Below are 16,728 nucleotides of genomic sequence, written 5' to 3'. Positions count from 1 at the left end.
GCCGGACACCGAGCAGCACGGGCACCCCGACGGAGGCCAGCTCCTCCAGGACGGCCCGGGCCAGCAGCGCCCAGTTCCCCGCCGGGGACAACTCCGCCGCCAGGCGCATCACCACCGGCAGCAGCGGCCCGTCACCCGGCCGGAAGCCGAGCACCCGGGCCTGCGCCGGGGCGTCCTCCGCCGAGATCCGCCCCTCCGCCAGGTCCGTCAGGAAATCACCCCGGCCGCGTGCGGCGAGCTCCTCCTCCTGCCGGGCCTGCATCAGCACCACGGCCAGCAGCCCCGCCGCCCGCTCGGCGGCCATCCGGTGCACGGGAGCCGGCGCACCGGAGACAGCGAGGACGACGAGCCGGGCCCGTACGGAACCCGCTCCCGGCCCGCCGCCCGGCACGTCGACGAGGACCGTGCCGGTCGGCGGACCCGACTCGCGGGCCGCCCGCCGGCCGCGCAGCCCGTCCCACACCTGGAGCGGATCCGCCGGACCGGGCGCGGTGCCCGCCGCGTACAGCAGCTGCCCGTCCGCCGTCTCCAGAAAGACGGGGTTGGCGGCGAAGTCCGACAGGATGCGGAGCACCTGCGGCACCCCGCCACCGCCGAGCAGCGCCTCGGTGCACTGCCGGTGCACCTCCTCGGCCTGCCGCTGGAGCGCGTAGTGGCCGTTGACGATCTCGGTGTGGATCTCCTCCGTCACCGCCACGAACGGCACTTCGCGGTGCAACTGCACCAGCGGCAGACCCGCCGCCCGCGCCGTCTCCACGATCGTCGCCGGCAGCCGGTCGAAGCGCGGACCCAGCTCGACCACGAGCGCGGCGATGCCCCGGTCCGCGAGCCGCCGCACGAAGGCCCGCTGCTCGGCCGGGCGGGTCCCGAGGCCCAGCCCCGTCGTGAGCAGCAGCTCGCCGCCCTTGAGCAGCGAGGCGATGTTCGGCACCTCGCCCGCGTGCACCCAGCGCACCGTCCGGTGCAGCCGGTCCGCGCACGCCACGACCTCCGGGAGCCCGCCGCGCAGACCCGGGAGCTCGAGGGCCCGCCGCACGGTGATCCCGCCCTGACTCTCCATGGGCCCGGACGCTACCCGCGTCCGTGTTTCCGCGACATCACCCCACGGTCACGGGACCGGACCGCCGGTCCTCCGGGGCGACAACTCGTCGCCCCGTGGCGTGAATTGTGCGACCGCTTGTCGATTGTGGCCTACGTCACTCGCGAGGATGCTCTCGCGCCATGGCAGAGAAATCCACCCCAGAGGTCCACCGGCTCAAGGCGAACTCCGTCGGTCTGGTCGGCGTCGTCTTCATGGCCGTCGCCACCGCCGCCCCGATCACCGCCATGACCGGCAACCTCCCCATCGCCGTCGGCTTCGGCAACGGCACCGGCGCGCCCGCCGGCTACCTCTTCGCGACCCTCGTCCTGACCGTCTTCTCGGTCGGCTACGTCGCCATGGCCCGGCGGATCACCGCCGCCGGCGCCTTCTACGGCTACATCTCGCACGGCCTCGGCCGGATCGCCGGCATGGCCTCCGGCATGCTCGCCGTCCTCGCGTACATCGTCTTCGAGGCCTCGATCGTCGGTGTCTTCGCCTATTTCACCCGGACGACCGTCGCCGACCAGCTCGGCGTGGACCTGCCGTGGATCCTCTACGCCGCCGTCATGCTGGCCGTCACCGCCGTCCTCTCCTACTTCGACATCAACCTCACGGCCAAAGCACTCGGCGTCATGCTGATCGCGGAGATCGCCGTCCTCTTCGCGGTCGCCACCGCCGTCCTGCTCGCCGGCGGCGGACCCGACGGGATACCCCTGGAGCCCGTCAACCCCAAGAACGCCTTCACCGGCGCCTCCGCCGGTCTCGGCCTCTTCTTCGCCTTCTGGTCGTGGGTGGGCTTCGAGTCCACCGCGATGTACGGCGAGGAGTCCCGCGACCCCAAGCGGGTCATCCCGCGCGCCACCCTGATCTCCGTCATCGGCGTCGGCCTCTTCTACATCTACGTGTCATGGATGACGATCGCCGGAAGCGGCCTCGCCGGCTCCGTGACCCTCTCCTCCTCCGCCACCCCCCTCGACCTGTTCTTCGCGCCCACCCGGTCCTACATCGGCGCCTGGGCCGTGGACGCCTTCCAGTGGCTGCTGCTCACCGGCTCCTTCGCCTGCGGCATGGCCTTCCACCAGTGCGCCTCCCGCTACCTGTACGCCATCGGCCGCGAGGGCTTCCTCCACCCGGCCCTCGGCCGTACGCACGCCCGGCACGGCTCGCCGTACATCGCCTCCTTCACCCAGAGCGCCGTCGCCGTCGCCCTCGTGGCCGCCTTCTGGCTCACCGGCCAGGACCCGTACATCCACCTCTACACCCTGCTCGCCATCCTCGGGACGATGGCGATCCTCATCGTCCAGACCCTCTGCTCCTTCGCGGTCATCGGCTACTTCCGCAAGAACCACCCCGAGGACCGGCACTGGTTCAGGACCCTCACCGCGCCGCTCCTCGGCGGGATCGGCATGACCGCCGTGGTCGTACTGCTCGTCGTCAACATGGAGACCGCGGCCGGACTCGCCGCCGACTCCCTCTTCTTCGATGCCATCCCGTGGATCGTCGGCCTCGTCTTCCTCGGCGGCCTCGGCCTCGGCCTGTACCTCAGGGCCAGGCGGCCCGAGCGCTACGAGGTCATCGGCCGGATCGTCCTGGAGGACGCCGTCGAACGCGAGGACAAAGCCCCCGAGCCCGAGCCCGTCGTGGCGCCCCGGGGCTGATCCCACCGGCCCGATCCCCCGCCGCGCACCGGGGCCGATCCCCGGACTCCGGTCCCGGTCCCCGTCCCACCCCCTCCGACCGCCGCCGCTCCACCCGGACCCCGGACCGCCACCGGAGCCGGACCCACCCACCCCCATCGCACAGGAGAGCCCCATGGCACGCACCCACCCGATGCACCTCCTGCACCGCCTGGCCGCCGAACACGCCGACGCCCGCCGGCTCGGCCTCCCCGTCGACGAACTGCGCGGCCTGCGCTCCGACGCGCTCGGGCGCCGCACCCTCCTCAAGTACGCCGCCGCGGCCGGGCTCGCGGCGGGCGCGGGCGCCGCGACCGCCGGTCCCGCCGCTGCCGCCGCGCCCGTCCCCGACCGGCCCGTCAGGAGCACCGCCCGGATCGCCGTCGTCGGCGCCGGCATCTCCGGTCTCACCGCCGCCCTCACCCTCCAGGACGCCGGGCTGACCCCGGTGCTCTACGAGGCCAACCCCTCCCGGGTGGGCGGGCGCATGTGGACGCAGCGCGGCCACTGGGCGTACGGGCAGACGTCCGAGATCGGCGGTGAACTGATCGACACCAGCCACAAGAAGATGCTCGAACTCTGCCGCCGCTTCGGCCTCGCCGTCGAGGACTTCCTCGGCGGCGGGCCGAACGGGGCCGAGGAGGTCCTGTGGTTCAACGGCGCCTACTACCCGCGCCACCAGGCCGACGAGGACTTCAAGGCCGTCTACCAGGCCCTCCACCGGGACCTGATCGAGGCGGGGGAGGTGAAGTGGAACCGGAGCACACCCGAGGGCACCGCGCTGGACAACATGTCGATGTACGAGTGGATCGAGACCCGCGTCCCCGGCGGCCACTCCTCCCCGCTCGGCCGCTTCATCGACGTCGCCTACAACGTCGAGTACGGCGCCGACACCACCGAGCAGTCCTCGCTCGCCCTCGTCCTGCTGATGGGCTATCAGACCAATCCCGGCAACTTCAACGTCTGGGGCCTGTCCAACGAGCGCTACCACGTCGTCGGCGGCAACGACCGGCTCCCCCTCGCCATCGCCGGGGCGCTCGCCCCCGGCACCCTGCGCATGGGCTGGTCCCTGACGGCCCTGCGCGCCAACGCCGACGGCACCCAGACGCTCACCTTCACCGAGGCCGGCACCACCCGCACCGTCACCGCGGACCACACCGTCCTCTGTCTCCCGCTGCCCGTCCTCCAGGGGCTCGACCTTTCCCGGGCGGGCTTCGACCCCCTCATGCGCGATCTGCTCAGGGACGCCCGCATGGGCCACTGCACCAAGCTCAACATGCAGTTCGCCACCCGCCCCTGGCGCGGCACCGGTCCCTGGCCCGGGGTCTCCGCAGGCGACTGCTTCACCGACACCGAGGTCCAGCAGACCTGGGACACCACCAAGATCCAGGGCGGCACCGGCGGCATCCTCATCCAGTACCACGGCGGCACCCTGGCCCGGTCACTGAACCCGGCCGGGCCCTTCTCCACCGAGTCCGACCCGTACGTCCGGGACCTGGTCGCCCGGCACCTCAAGGGCGTCGACGCCTTCTTCCCCGGCACCTCGAAGGCGTACACCGGCCGCGCCCAGCTCTCCGCCTGGCACAAGAACCCCTACACCCTCGGCGCGTACTCCTGCTGGCCCGTCGGCTATCTCCACCGCTACGCGGGCTACGAGGGCACCGCCCAGGGCAACGTGCACATCGGCGGCGAGCACTGCTCGTACGACTTCCAGGGCTTCATGGAAGGCGGCGCCACCGAGGGCGAGCGCGCGGCCCGGGAGGTGATCGACGCCCTGGGCTGAGGCACCGGGACGCACGCCGGCCCCGGGGGAGCACCCCCGGGGCCGGCGGCCGCGCGTCCGTCAGCCGCCGTACGCGCCCGAGGCGGTCAGACGCAGCGCCGTGTCGATCAGCGGAACGTGGCTGAAGGCCTGCGGGAAGTTCCCCACCTGGCGCTGGAGCCGCGGGTCCCACTCCTCGGCCAGCAGGCCGAGGTCGTTGCGGAGCGAGAGCAGCTTCTCGAACAGGACGCGGGCCTCGTCCACCCGCCCGATCATCGCCAGGTCGTCCGCCAGCCAGAACGAGCACGCCAGGAACGCGCCCTCGTCACCCTCCAGACCGTCGACCCCGGCCTCCTCACCGGCCGTCGGGTACCGCAGCACGAACCCGTCCTCCGTGGACAGCTCCCGCTGGATCGCCTCGATGGTGCCGATCACCCGCTTGTCGTCCGGCGGCAGGAAGCCCATCTGCGGGATCAGCAGCAGCGAGGCGTCCAGCTCCTTCGAGCCGTACGACTGCGTGAACGTGTTGCGCTCCTTGTCGTAGCCCTTCTCGCACACGTCCCGGTGGATCTCGTCGCGCAGCTCCCGCCAGCGCTCCAGCGGGCCGTCGGCGTCCCCGGACTCGATCAGCTTGATCGTCCGGTCGACCGCCACCCAGGCCATCACCTTGGAGTGCGTGAAGTGCCGGCGCGGGCCGCGCACCTCCCAGATGCCCTCGTCGGGCTGGTTCCAGTTCTTCTCCAGGTACTCGATCAGCTTCAGCTGGAGCAGGGCGGCGTAGTCGTTGCGGGACAGACCCGTCATGTGGGCGAGGTGGAGCGCCTCGGTGACCTCGCCGTACACGTCCAGCTGGAGCTGGTTGGCGGCGCCGTTCCCGACCCGGACCGGGCCCGAGTTCTCGTACCCGGGCAGCCAGTCCAGCTCCGCCTCGCCGAGCTCCCGCTCGCCCGCGATGCCGTACATGATCTGGAGGTTCTCCGGGTCGCCCGCGACCGCGCGCAGCAGCCAGTCCCGCCAGGCGCGGGCCTCGTCGCGGTAGCCGGTGCGGAGCATCGAGGAGAGGGTGATCGCCGCGTCCCGCAGCCAGGTGTAGCGGTAGTCCCAGTTCCGTACGCCGCCGATCTCCTCCGGCAGCGAGGTCGTCGGCGCCGCCACGATGCCGCCGGTCGGCGCGTACGTCAGCGCCTTCAGGGTGATCAGCGAGCGGACCACCGCCTCCCGGTACGGGCCGTGGTACGTGCAGTGGTCGACCCATTCGCGCCAGAAGTCGGTGGTGGCCTCCAGGGCGGCCTCCGGCTCGGGCAGCGGCGGCGGCTCCTTGTGCGAGGGCTGCCAGGACAGCGTGAAGGCGATCCGGTCGCCCGGGGTGACCGTGAACTCGGAGTACGTGGTGAGGCGCTCGCCGTGCGTCTCCGCGTCCGTGTCCAGCCACACCGAGTCGGGCCCGGCGACCGCGACCGTACGGTCCCCGACCTTGTGCACCCAGGGCACGACCCGGCCGTAGCTGAACCGCATCCGCAGCGAGGAACGCATCGGCACCCGGCCGCTGATCCCCTCCACGATCCGGATGAGCTGCGGGGCCCCGTCACGCGGCGGCATGAAGTCCGTCACCCGGACCGAGCCGCGCGGGGTGTCCCATTCCGACTCCAGGACGAGCGAGTCTCCGCGGTAGCGCCGCCGGTCGGCATGGGCCGGCTCGGCGCCTTCGGGTACGGCGGGGGCCACCCGCCAGAAACCGTGCTCCTCCGTGCCGAGCAATCCGGCGAAGATCGCGTGAGAGTCGAAGCGGGGCAGGCAGAGCCAGTCGACACTGCCGTCCCGGCAGACCAGCGCCGCGGTCTGCATGTCTCCGATGAGTGCGTAATCCTCGATACGCCCGGCCACGTGCTTCACTCCAGTCGAACGGCCACGTCCGCCCCGTGGGGCGCTTGCTACGAATGTGCCTGATGTGCCGGCCCGGCGGGAGGCGGGGCCGGCTGGGTCAGCGGTCAAAGGGTCGTCGACGAGCCCGTGATTCCGGTCGGCGCGCGGGGTGGTGCGGTGGACCGGCCGGCTCGGCAGGCAGTTCCGAGCAGGATACGTCGCGTCCGGGTGACCGTCGCGATCACGCGGACGAAACGCGCTGCGCCACCTGGATGAGCAGCGCGGCCGAGCAGGCCTTTCGCCGCCCGAGAGCCCTTCCCCGGAGGGCCGCGTCGCGGTCCGTGTGCACCCGACTGCCACGCGTGGCCGGAAGCGGTCTCCCTTCGTCGCTGATACCCTGGTACCCCGTGGACCGGTGGGAAACGGCGAGAGCCGAGGACCCCGCAACCGCAGCGACGGCACCCCCCGATTCTTCCCGAGGGGCCGCCGGAACGCACCTCCAGAACGCGACCACGGGAGCCCCCTCTTGGCGATGCCGCCCAACACCACGACGACCAAGCACATCTTCGTCACCGGGGGTGTCGCCTCCTCCCTCGGCAAGGGCCTGACCGCCTCCAGCCTGGGTGCGCTCCTCAAGGCGCGGGGCCTGCGGGTCACGATGCAGAAGCTCGACCCGTACCTCAACGTCGACCCCGGCACGATGAACCCCTTCCAGCACGGTGAGGTGTTCGTCACCAACGACGGCGCCGAGACCGACCTGGACATCGGCCACTACGAGCGCTTCCTCGACGTCGACCTCGACGGTTCGGCCAACGTCACCACCGGCCAGGTCTACTCCCAGGTGATCGCCAAGGAGCGGCGCGGCGAGTACCTCGGTGACACCGTGCAGGTCATCCCGCACATCACCAACGAGATCAAGTCCCGCATCCGCCGCATGGCCACCGACGACGTCGACGTCGTCATCACCGAGGTCGGCGGCACGGTCGGCGACATCGAGTCCCTGCCGTTCCTGGAGACCGTCCGCCAGGTCCGCCACGAGGTCGGCCGCGACAACGTCTTCGTCGTGCACATCTCGCTGCTGCCGTACATCGGCCCCTCCGGCGAGCTGAAGACCAAGCCGACCCAGCACTCGGTCGCCGCCCTGCGCAACATCGGCATCCAGCCCGACGCGATCGTGCTGCGCGCCGACCGCGAGGTCCCCACCGCCATCAAGCGCAAGATCTCCCTGATGTGCGACGTGGACGAGGCCGCCGTCGTCGCCGCGATCGACGCCAAGTCGATCTACGACATTCCGAAGGTCCTGCACACCGAGGGCCTCGACGCCTACGTCGTCCGCAAGCTCGACCTGCCCTTCCGCGACGTGGACTGGACCGTCTGGGAGGACCTGCTCGACCGCGTCCACAACCCCGAGCACGAGGTCACCGTCGCGCTCGTCGGCAAGTACATCGACCTGCCCGACGCCTACCTGTCGGTCACCGAGGCCATGCGGGCCGGCGGCTTCGCCAACAAGGCCCGGGTCAAGGTCAAGTGGGTCACCTCCGACGACTGCAAGACCCCGGCCGGTGCCGAGAAGCAGCTCGGCGACGTCGACGCGATCCTCATCCCCGGCGGCTTCGGCGACCGCGGCGTGAGCGGCAAGGTCGGCGCGATCCAGTACGCCCGCGAGAAGAAGGTGCCGCTGCTCGGCATCTGCCTGGGCCTCCAGTGCATCGTGATCGAGGCCGCCCGGAACCTGGCCGACATCCCCGAGGCCAACTCCACCGAGTTCGACCCGGCCACCGCGCACCCCGTCGTCTCCACGATGGAGGAGCAGCTCGCGTACGTGGAGGGCGCCGGTGACCTCGGCGGCACCATGCGCCTGGGCCTCTACCCGGCGAAGCTCGCCGAGGGCTCGGTCGTCCGCGAGGCCTACGGCGACCAGCCGTACGTGGAGGAGCGCCACCGCCACCGCTACGAGGTGAACAACGCCTACCGCGCGGAGCTGGAGAAGAAGGCCGGCCTGGTCTTCTCCGGCACCTCCCCGGACAACAAGCTCGTCGAGTTCGTCGAGTACCCGCGCGAGATCCACCCCTACCTGGTCGCCACGCAGGCGCACCCGGAGCTGAAGTCCCGCCCCACCCGCCCGCACCCCCTCTTCGCGGGCCTGGTCAAGGCGGCCGTCGAGCGCAAGACGGGCGCGTCGGCCGAGTAGGCGCCTGGGGTTAACGTTGCCGGGGTACGCGTCCTGAGGGGCGCGTACCCCGGCTTTTTCGCACGTGGGAGGAAGAACGATGCAGCAGGTGCAGGACACCGCGGAGGAGTGGCAGGTCGTCGCGAGCGCGACCCCCTTCACGGGCAACAAGACGAGTGTCCGCACGGACAAGGTGGTCATGCCGGACGGCACGGTGGTGAACCGTGACTACCAGGTCCACCCCGGTTCGGTCGCCGTCCTCGCCCTGGACGAGCGGGACCGGGTCGTCGTGCTCCGGCAGTACCGCCACCCGGTGCGGCAGAAGCTCTGGGAGATCCCGGCCGGGCTGCTCGACGTGCCCGGCGAGAACCCGCTGCACGCGGCCCAGCGCGAGCTGTACGAGGAGGCGCACGTCAAGGCCGGGGACTGGCGGGTCCTGACCGACGTCTACACGACGCCGGGCGGCTGCGACGAGGCCGTACGGATCTTCCTCGCGCGGGACCTCTCCGAGGCGGAGGGCGAGCGGTTCGAGGTCGCGGAGGAGGAGGCGGACATGGAGCTGGCGCGGGTGCCGGTGGAGGAGCTGGTGCGGGGGGTGCTGGCGGGGGAGCTGCACAACAACTGCCTCGTGGTGGGGGTGCTGTCCCTCGCGGCGGCCCGGGCCACCACCGACGGCCTGGACTCCCTCCGCCCCGCCGAGGCGCCCTGGCCGGCGCGGCCCTTCCAGCCGTAGCGGCGGGGCGGGTGGCGGACGCCCCGGAGCGGGGTAGGCGAAGCGTGGTGTGACCATCGGCTGATCCGATCGGGGGATGTGTCCGCCGCGCTCCGCCAGGGGCGCACCGTGGGCTGAACTACGCTCGGAAACACCCGTGCGGAGACCCCGCGGGATCGGCTCGTGCGCAGGTGGACGGGAGCGTGGCCCGTGACGGATCAGGCGGTGGCAGCGGCCGGCAGCCGGCAGTTCTTCGGCCGGCAGCGGGAGCTCAAGGCACTGCGCGCCGACATCGAGCGGACCGGTCTCGACACCCTCACCGGCCGCAAGGCACCCCGCGCCCGCGTCCTGCTGATCGCGGGAAAGCCCGGCTCGGGACGTACCTCGCTCGCCGAGGAGCTGACCGCCTCGCTCGCCGACCGCTACCCCGGCGGCGTCTTCCGTGCCCGGCTCACCGAACCCGGTGGCGACCCCGTCCCCACCGCCCGCGCCGCCCAGGAGCTGCTCGCCGCCCTCGGTGTCGCCGAACCGCCCGGCGCCGGGGAGGAGGAGCTCACCGAACTGGTGCGGGGCGCCCTCGCCGGGCGCCGCGCGCTCCTGCTGCTCGACGACGCCGTGGACGCGGAGCAGGCCGACCCGCTGATCCCCGACGACCCGGACTGTCTGGTGGTCGCCGTGTCCCGTGGCCCGCTCACCGGCATTCCGGACGTCCGCCCCTGCACGGTCGGCGGCCTCGACCCGAAGTCCGCGATCGAACTGCTCACCACCTTCACCGGCACGGTGAAGGTGACCGTCGACCCGCAGGCCGCGGAGACCCTGGTCGAGGAGTGCGGCGGACTGCCCGCCGCCGTCGTCCTCGCCGGCGGCTGGCTCGCAGGCCGTCCCAAGGCGTCCGTCGCCGACCTGGCCAAGCGGCTGCGCGCCCGCGCCGGCGACCCGCTCACCCGGGCGTTCCTGCTCGCCCACGAGGCCCTGCCCCAGCCGGCCGCCCGGATACTGCGATTCCTCTCGCTCGCGCCCCTCGGCCGGGCCGACGCCCACACCGCCTCCGCCCTGGCCGGCTGCTCGGTCTCTGCCGCCGCCACCACCCTCGCCGACTTCGTCCGGCTGGGGCTGGTCCGGGAGGCCGGGGAGGGTCAGTACGAGCTGCCGGGCCACCTCGTCCCCCTGCTCCGCGCCGGTCTGGAGGAGCACGACCGGCCCGCCGAGGTGCAGCTCGCCCGGGCCCGGATGCTGGAGCGGACCGTACGGCTCCTCCAGTCCTGCCGCGCGGTCACCGAACCGGAGGGGTCGCCCGCCCGCCGCAGGCTCTCCGGCCTGCCCCGCGCGCTGCGCTTCCCGACCACCGCGACGGGCGCCGAGTGGCTGCGCTCGCGGCAGCCCTTCCTGCTCGCCTCGGCCCGCCTCGCCGTCGCCGACGGCGAGCTCGACACCCTCGCCCGCCGCCTGATCGCCTCCCTGGTCCGGGCGCTCGCCGCCCACCGGGGCGCCGAGGCCGCCGCCCCCGAGCTGTACGGCCTGCACCGGCTGGTCCTGGACGTGGCCGAGCGGCGCGGACTCCACCGCGAGCGGGCCGCCGCCCTGCTGAACCTCGGCGACCTCGACGCCAGGACGGGCCGTACCGGGGAGGCGCTGCTGCGCTACCGGGCCGCCCTGGACGCCGGGAGGGCGGCGAACGACCCGTACGCCGTCGGCCGGGCGATGGAATCCGTAGGCGGTACGTACCAGGAGCTGGGGGACTGGCACCGGGCCGGCGACTGGTACGGGCGGGCGCTCGCGCAGCGGCTCGCCCGCGACGAGCGCGCCGACCAGGCCCGCCTGTACGCCCGCCTCGGCGCCGTACAGACCTACGCCGGACGGTACGGCGAGGCGCTGCGGAACTGGCGCGCCGCCGCGGCCGGCTACCGCAGGCTCGGCGATCTCCCCGGCCACGCACGGGCGTTGAGCGAGGCGGCCCGGGTCCAGGAGTACGCGGGCCGGCCCGAGGAGTCGCTGCGGACCTGCGAGGAAGCGGTCGAGTGGGCCCGCCGGGCCCAGGACACCCGGCTGCAGGCCGCCCTCCAGCTGCGGCTGGCCGACACCCTCGACCGGCTCGGCGACCCGGCGGCCGCCCGGCTGCACCGGGCCGCGGCGGAGCGCCTGCTGGAAACGGAATCCTCTGCCTACGAAATCCGCAGTGGGTCCGCAGAAGATTAGTACTTTGAAAGGCTAGACAGCGGGAACTCCTTCATTAGACTGGTTGCGCCGCGTTCGAACGTGGTCTGCCCCGGTGTGCCGCCGTGCATCCGGGTATGTAACGCAGTGCCCCCAGTTATCCCCCTGATTCAAGGACCGTGATCGACGATGAAGGTCGGCATCCCCCGCGAGGTCAAGAACAACGAGTTCCGCGTGGCCATCACCCCCGCCGGTGTCCACGAGCTCGTCCGCCACGGCCACCAGGTCTTCATCGAGCAGAACGCCGGTGTCGGCTCCTCGATCACGGACGAGGAGTACGTCGCCGCCGGCGCCGAGATCCTCCCCACCGCCGACGAGGTCTGGGCCACCGCCGACCTGCTCCTCAAGGTGAAGGAGCCGATCGCGGAGGAGTACCACCGCCTCCGCAAGGACCAGACCCTCTTCACCTACCTGCACCTGGCCGCCTCCAAGGAGTGCACGGACGCCCTCCTGGAGTCCGGCACCACCGCCATCGCGTACGAGACGGTCGAGACCGCGAACCGCGCGCTCCCGCTGCTCGCCCCGATGTCCGAGGTCGCGGGCCGCCTGGCCCCGCAGGTCGGCGCCTACCACCTGATGCGCTCGGCCGGCGGCCGTGGCGTCCTCCCCGGCGGCGTCCCCGGCACCCAGGCCGGCAAGGCCGTCGTCATCGGTGGCGGCGTCTCCGGCTGGAACGCGACCCAGATCGCCGTCGGCATGGGCTTCCACGTCACCCTGCTCGACAAGGACATCAACAAGCTCCGCGAGGCCGACCGGATCTTCGGCACCCAGGTGCAGACGATCGTCTCCAACGCCTTCGAGCTGGAGAAGGCCGTCGTCGAGGCCGACCTCGTCATCGGCGCCGTCCTCATCCCGGGCGCCAAGGCCCCGAAGCTGGTCACCAACGAGCTCGTCGCCAAGATGAAGCCCGGAAGTGTCCTTGTCGACATCGCGATCGACCAGGGCGGCTGCTTCGAGGACTCGCACCCCACCACCCACGCCGAGCCGACCTTCCAGGTCCACAACTCGGTCTTCTACTGCGTCGCCAACATGCCCGGCGCGGTCCCGAACACCTCCACCTACGCCCTCACCAACGCCACGCTTCCCTACATCGTGTCGCTGGCGAACAACGGCTGGGCCGAGGCGCTGCGCCGCGACGCCGCGCTCGCCAAGGGTCTCAACACCCATGACGGCAAGGTCGTTTACAAGGAGGTCGCCGAGGCCCACGGCTACGACCACGTCGAGCTGAACAGCCTCCTGGGCTGACCCTCCCGCGGCCCGTCAACGCGTGCCGTCAATATCACGCTCCCGGCCGGACCTTGTTCGACAAGGTCCGGCCGGCTGTGTCTCCGGCCACGCCGAAACGTTCGGTCAACTCGCCTCGAACGTAACCCTTTAACCGATTCGCACACCCCGGAAACGTGTGGATGCATGCCCGCGCACCCTTGACAGAGAGGTGTTCGGTCGCCGACACATCCGGCCGGGTCCGGCGGATTGTGTTGCTGCGGACCGGTGACACGCCATAGAGTCGCCAACCGTCGGCATGGTGCCACGCTGACCTATCGATAAATGTTCCTGGTCACATCCAAGGAGGTAAGACGACTTGTGAATGAGTCGACAATTACTCCCGGGAGCGGTGCGCCAGGTGCCCCGATCGGCTCCGTCGCGGTGCGGACCTTCGCGACGCACCAGCCCATGACGACAGCCCACACGATGAAGACGATGGACGGCCTACACGTGAACGCCACGGCCGGCAACGAGATGGGCCGAGAGTCCACCCACTTCGCCGCCTACGACGAGGTGCCCGAGGGGCACTTCTACGACCCCGACGCCGAGTACGAGCCCGATCCGGAGTACGCGGCCACCCTCGCGCCCGACGCGGCCCGGCAGCGCCGCGAGCGGATCGGTCCCACCGGACGGCCCCTGCCGTACTTCCCGATCCCGGGCCCGCTGACCGACCACGGGCCCGCGAAGATCATCGCGATGTGCAACCAGAAGGGCGGCGTCGGCAAGACCACGTCGACCATCAACCTGGGCGCCGCGCTCGCGGAGTACGGGCGGCGGGTGCTGCTCGTCGACTTCGACCCGCAGGGAGCCCTCTCGGTGGGCCTCGGCGTGAACCCGATGGAGCTCGACCTCACCGTCTACAACCTGCTCATGGAGCGGGGCATGTCGGCGGACGAGGTGCTCCTGAAGACCGCCGTGCCCAACATGGACCTGCTGCCGAGCAACATCGACCTCTCGGCCGCCGAGGTGCAGCTGGTCAGCGAGGTCGCGCGCGAGTCCACGCTCCAGCGCGCCCTGAAGCCGCTGATGAACGACTACGACTACATCGTGATCGACTGTCAGCCCTCGCTCGGCCTGCTGACCGTCAACGCCCTGACGGCGGCTCACAAGGTCATCGTGCCGCTGGAATGCGAGTTCTTCGCCCTGCGCGGGGTCGCCCTGCTGACCGAGACCATCGAGAAGGTCCAGGAGCGGCTCAACCCCGAGCTGGAGCTCGACGGCATCCTCGCCACGATGTACGACTCCCGGACCGTGCACAGCCGCGAGGTCCTCGCGCGCGTCGTCGAGGCCTTCGACGACCACGTGTACCACACGGTGATCGGCCGGACCGTGCGCTTCCCGGAGACGACGGTCGCCGGCGAGCCCATCACCACGTACGCCTCCAACTCCGTGGGCGCCGCCGCCTACCGTCAGCTCGCCAGGGAGGTGCTCGCCCGGTGTCACGCCGAGTGAGTCTGCCCGGGGCCGACGAACTCTTCCGTACGACCGGGGGGACGGCGCTCCAGGCGTCCTCGCCCCGCCGCACCGTCCCCGCTCCGGCGGGGGAGAGCGACACGACGGCGGCCGAAGGCCCCGCGGAGCACACCGCGGCGGCCTCCGAGACGGCCGAGCCGCGCGCCCGCGCGGCGGAGCCCGAGACGTCCCCGGCCGGCAAGCCCGCCGTCGGCGCGGCGCCCCGGCGGCGCGGCGGACGTCCCGCGGCGCGCCGGCCGAGCGGACGCGAGCGCCACGACGAGAAGATCACGGTCTACGTCTCCGCCGAGGAGCTGATGGACCTGGAGCACGCCCGGCTCGTGCTCAGGGGCGAGCACGGCCTCGCCGTCGACCGGGGCAGAATCGTCCGTGAGGCGGTCGCCGTGGTCCTGGCGGACCTGGAGTCCCGCGGCGACGCGAGCATCCTCGTCCGCCGTCTGCGCGGCCGCTGAGGGTAGCCTGCGGGCTGCCGCGCCCCCGCTCCCCCTGGATCCGCCCCATGCACCGCCCCCCCGACGAAACGTCCCGCCCGCCGCGCCGCCGCGCCCCCGGGCGCGGCCCCGACGGGGAACCGGCCCCCGGGTCCGGCCCGGCCACCGAGCCGGGCCCGGACCGTGAGGCGCACGGCGCGCCGGGCGGCGTACCGGACCGGGAGGCGGAGCCGGCGCGGGACCGGGAGACGGGCCTTCCGGCGCGGGCCCCGGACGGCGAGGACGCCCGGTTCACCGTGCGCCTGGCGAACTTCGAGGGACCCTTCGACCTGCTCCTCCAGCTGATCACCAAGCACAAGCTGGACGTCACCGAGGTCGCCCTCTCCCAGGTCACCGACGAGTTCATGGCCCACATCCGGGCCCTCGGCCCCGACGGGGACCTCGACCAGACCACCGAGTTCCTGGTCGTCGCCGCCACCCTGCTCGACCTCAAGGCCGCCCGGCTGCTGCCCGCCGCCGAGGTGGAGGACGAGGCCGACCTCGCCCTCCTGGAGGCCCGTGACCTGCTGTTCGCCCGGCTCCTCCAGTACCGCGCGTACAAGCGGATCTCCGAGATCCTGGAGGAGCGGTGGGAGACGGAGGGCCGGCGTCACCCCCGGACCGTCGGGCTCGAACCGCACCATGCCGCCCTGCTCCCCGAGGTCGTCCTCACCATCGGTCCCGAGGGTCTCGCGAAGCTGGCCGCGCAGGCCATGCGGCCCCGGCCCGAGCCCGAGGTGTACGTCGACCACATCCACGCCCCCCTCGTCAGCGTCCGCGAACAGGCCGCCCTGGTCGTGGCCCTGCTGCGGGAGCGCGGCACGGCGAGCTTCCAGGAGCTGGCCGAGGACGCCGGGGACACCCTCACCGTCGTCGCCCGTTTCCTCGCCCTCCTGGAGCTCTACCGGGAGAAGGCGGTCGCCCTCGACCAGGAGAGCCCCCTCGGGGACCTCACCGTCTCCTGGACGGGCGGGGACGCCGGGACGGGCGCCACGCCCACCGTCACCGACGAGTTCGACCAGGAGGCCCTCGCATGAGCGACAGCGACCTCAAGCCCGCCCTCGAAGCCGTCCTCATGGTCGTCGACGAGCCCGCCACCGAGCAGCACCTCGCCCGGGTCCTGGACCGCACCCCCCTGGAGGTGGCGGACGCCCTGCGCGAGCTGGCCGCCGAGTACACCGCCCAGGGCCGCGGTTTCGAGCTGCGGCAGGTCGCGGGCGGCTGGCGTTTCTACACCCGCCCCGCCCACGCCGCCGCCGTCGAGGCCTTCCTGCTCGACGGCCAGCAGGCCCGGCTCACCCGCGCGGCCCTGGAGACCCTCGCGGTCGTCGCGTACCGCCAGCCGGTCAGCCGTTCCCGGGTCTCCGCCGTCCGCGGGGTCAACTGCGACGGGGTCATGCGGACCCTCCTCCAGAGGGGTCTGGTGGAGGAGGCGGGCGCGGAACCCGAAACAGGTGCGATCCTGTACAGGACGACGAACTACTTCCTGGAGCGGATGGGCCTGCGCGGCCTGGACGAACTCCCCGAGCTCGCCCCCTTCCTCCCGGAGGCCGAGGCGGTCGAGCCGGACTCCCTGGAAGGCGTTCCGTCGTTCGAGCCCGATGCGGACGAGACCGAGAAGACGACGGAAGTTTGATGCGAAGCAGCAGCGGCAGGAACAGCGGAAACAACGGCGGGAGCCGTGGTGCCAAGAGCGGCGGCCGCGGCAACTACAGGGGTGCGGGGAACGGCCGCGACGAGCGCGGCCAGAGCGCGGGCGCGGGCCGCCCCCGCCGGCCCCGTCCCGAGGAGCGGGGTTACGACGTCGACGGCCTGGCCGGGCGTCCCTCCGACGGCCCGAAGCGCGGACGCGGCGACGCCGCCCGCGGCGGTGCCAAGGGCGGCCCGAAGCAGTCCCCGAAGCGGGGCGGCGGCCGTACGGCCCCGGCGCGCTCGCGCGAGTACGAGACCCGGGCGGAGGAGCGCAACCGCGAGCGGTACGCCAACAAGCCCGAGATCAAGACCCCGAAGACCTTCCCCGGCGCCGAGCAGGAGGGCGAGC

12 protein-coding genes and 1 pseudogene are annotated in these 16,728 nt (G+C 72.3%); 11 read left to right on the top strand and 2 right to left on the bottom strand.

Annotated features, from left to right (window positions below):
• Positions 1–1,060: PucR family transcriptional regulator ligand-binding domain-containing protein (locus tag RIF68_RS07840; protein WP_309050413.1), on the bottom strand; the 1,060-nt coding region annotated here is incomplete at its 3' end.
• Between the two features lie 161 nt (positions 1,061–1,221).
• Here RIF68_RS07840 and RIF68_RS07835 point away from each other — a divergent pair.
• Together RIF68_RS07835 and RIF68_RS07830 are read left to right on the top strand one after the other, a co-directional pair.
• Positions 1,222–2,739, top strand: coding sequence for an APC family permease (locus tag RIF68_RS07835; protein WP_309050412.1), 1,518 nt, complete (start codon positions 1,222–1,224; stop codon positions 2,737–2,739).
• Positions 2,740–2,893: 154 nt separating this feature from the next.
• Positions 2,894–4,540 carry an NAD(P)/FAD-dependent oxidoreductase gene (locus RIF68_RS07830; protein WP_309050411.1) on the top strand — a complete coding sequence of 549 codons (1,647 nt, stop codon included), beginning with the start codon at positions 2,894–2,896 and terminating at the stop codon, positions 4,538–4,540.
• Between the two features lie 60 nt (positions 4,541–4,600).
• Here the strand turns inward: RIF68_RS07830 and RIF68_RS07825 are convergent, their stop codons facing one another.
• Positions 4,601–6,403, bottom strand: a complete 1,803-nt coding sequence (locus RIF68_RS07825) for a glycoside hydrolase family 15 protein (RefSeq protein WP_309050410.1) — start codon at positions 6,401–6,403, stop codon at positions 4,601–4,603.
• 511 nt (positions 6,404–6,914) lie between these two features.
• Here RIF68_RS07825 and RIF68_RS07820 point away from each other — a divergent pair.
• The 9 genes and pseudogenes from RIF68_RS07820 to RIF68_RS07780 form a co-directional block, all read left to right on the top strand.
• The gene (locus RIF68_RS07820) at positions 6,915–8,573 is read left to right on the top strand and encodes a CTP synthase (protein ID WP_309050409.1); all 1,659 of its coding nucleotides are present in this window, start codon (positions 6,915–6,917) and stop codon (positions 8,571–8,573) included.
• Between the two features lie 79 nt (positions 8,574–8,652).
• Entirely contained in the window at positions 8,653–9,285 is a 633-nt protein-coding gene (locus tag RIF68_RS07815) for an NUDIX hydrolase (protein WP_309050408.1), read from the top strand.
• Between the two features lie 189 nt (positions 9,286–9,474).
• Entirely contained in the window at positions 9,475–11,460 is a 1,986-nt protein-coding gene (locus tag RIF68_RS07810) for an NB-ARC domain-containing protein (RefSeq protein WP_309050407.1), read from the top strand.
• A 147-nt stretch (positions 11,461–11,607) separates the two neighbouring features.
• Entirely contained in the window at positions 11,608–12,723 is a 1,116-nt protein-coding gene (gene ald / locus RIF68_RS07805; RefSeq protein ID WP_309050406.1) for an alanine dehydrogenase, read from the top strand.
• Positions 12,724–13,170: 447 nt separating this feature from the next.
• Positions 13,171–14,196: a ParA family protein gene (locus RIF68_RS07800; RefSeq protein WP_030212665.1), complete on the top strand. Its 1,026-nt coding sequence runs from the start codon at positions 13,171–13,173 to the stop codon at positions 14,194–14,196.
• Positions 14,193–14,669, top strand: coding sequence for a hypothetical protein (locus RIF68_RS07795; protein ID WP_309050414.1), 477 nt, complete (start codon positions 14,193–14,195; stop codon positions 14,667–14,669). The genes RIF68_RS07800 and RIF68_RS07795 overlap by 4 nt, the downstream gene beginning before the upstream one ends.
• A 47-nt stretch (positions 14,670–14,716) precedes the next feature.
• Positions 14,717–15,724 carry a segregation/condensation protein A gene (locus RIF68_RS07790; RefSeq protein WP_309050405.1) on the top strand — a complete coding sequence of 336 codons (1,008 nt, stop codon included), beginning with the start codon at positions 14,717–14,719 and terminating at the stop codon, positions 15,722–15,724.
• Positions 15,721–16,323 (top strand): SMC-Scp complex subunit ScpB, encoded by a 603-nt coding sequence (scpB, locus tag RIF68_RS07785; RefSeq protein WP_309050404.1) that lies wholly within the window; start codon positions 15,721–15,723, stop codon positions 16,321–16,323. The genes RIF68_RS07790 and scpB overlap by 4 nt, the downstream gene beginning before the upstream one ends.
• Positions 16,323–16,728 (top strand): annotated as a pseudogene (locus RIF68_RS07780) (pseudouridine synthase); the annotation flags it as partial. The gene scpB and the pseudogene RIF68_RS07780, both read left to right, overlap by 1 nt.

It is taken from the genome of Streptomyces sp., from assembly GCF_031178505.1.
Classification (GTDB): Bacteria; Actinomycetota; Actinomycetes; order Streptomycetales; family Streptomycetaceae; genus Streptomyces; species Streptomyces gulbargensis.
The sequence above is the reverse complement of the archived record's forward strand: the minus strand, read 5'-3'. Positions and strand labels throughout refer to the sequence as shown.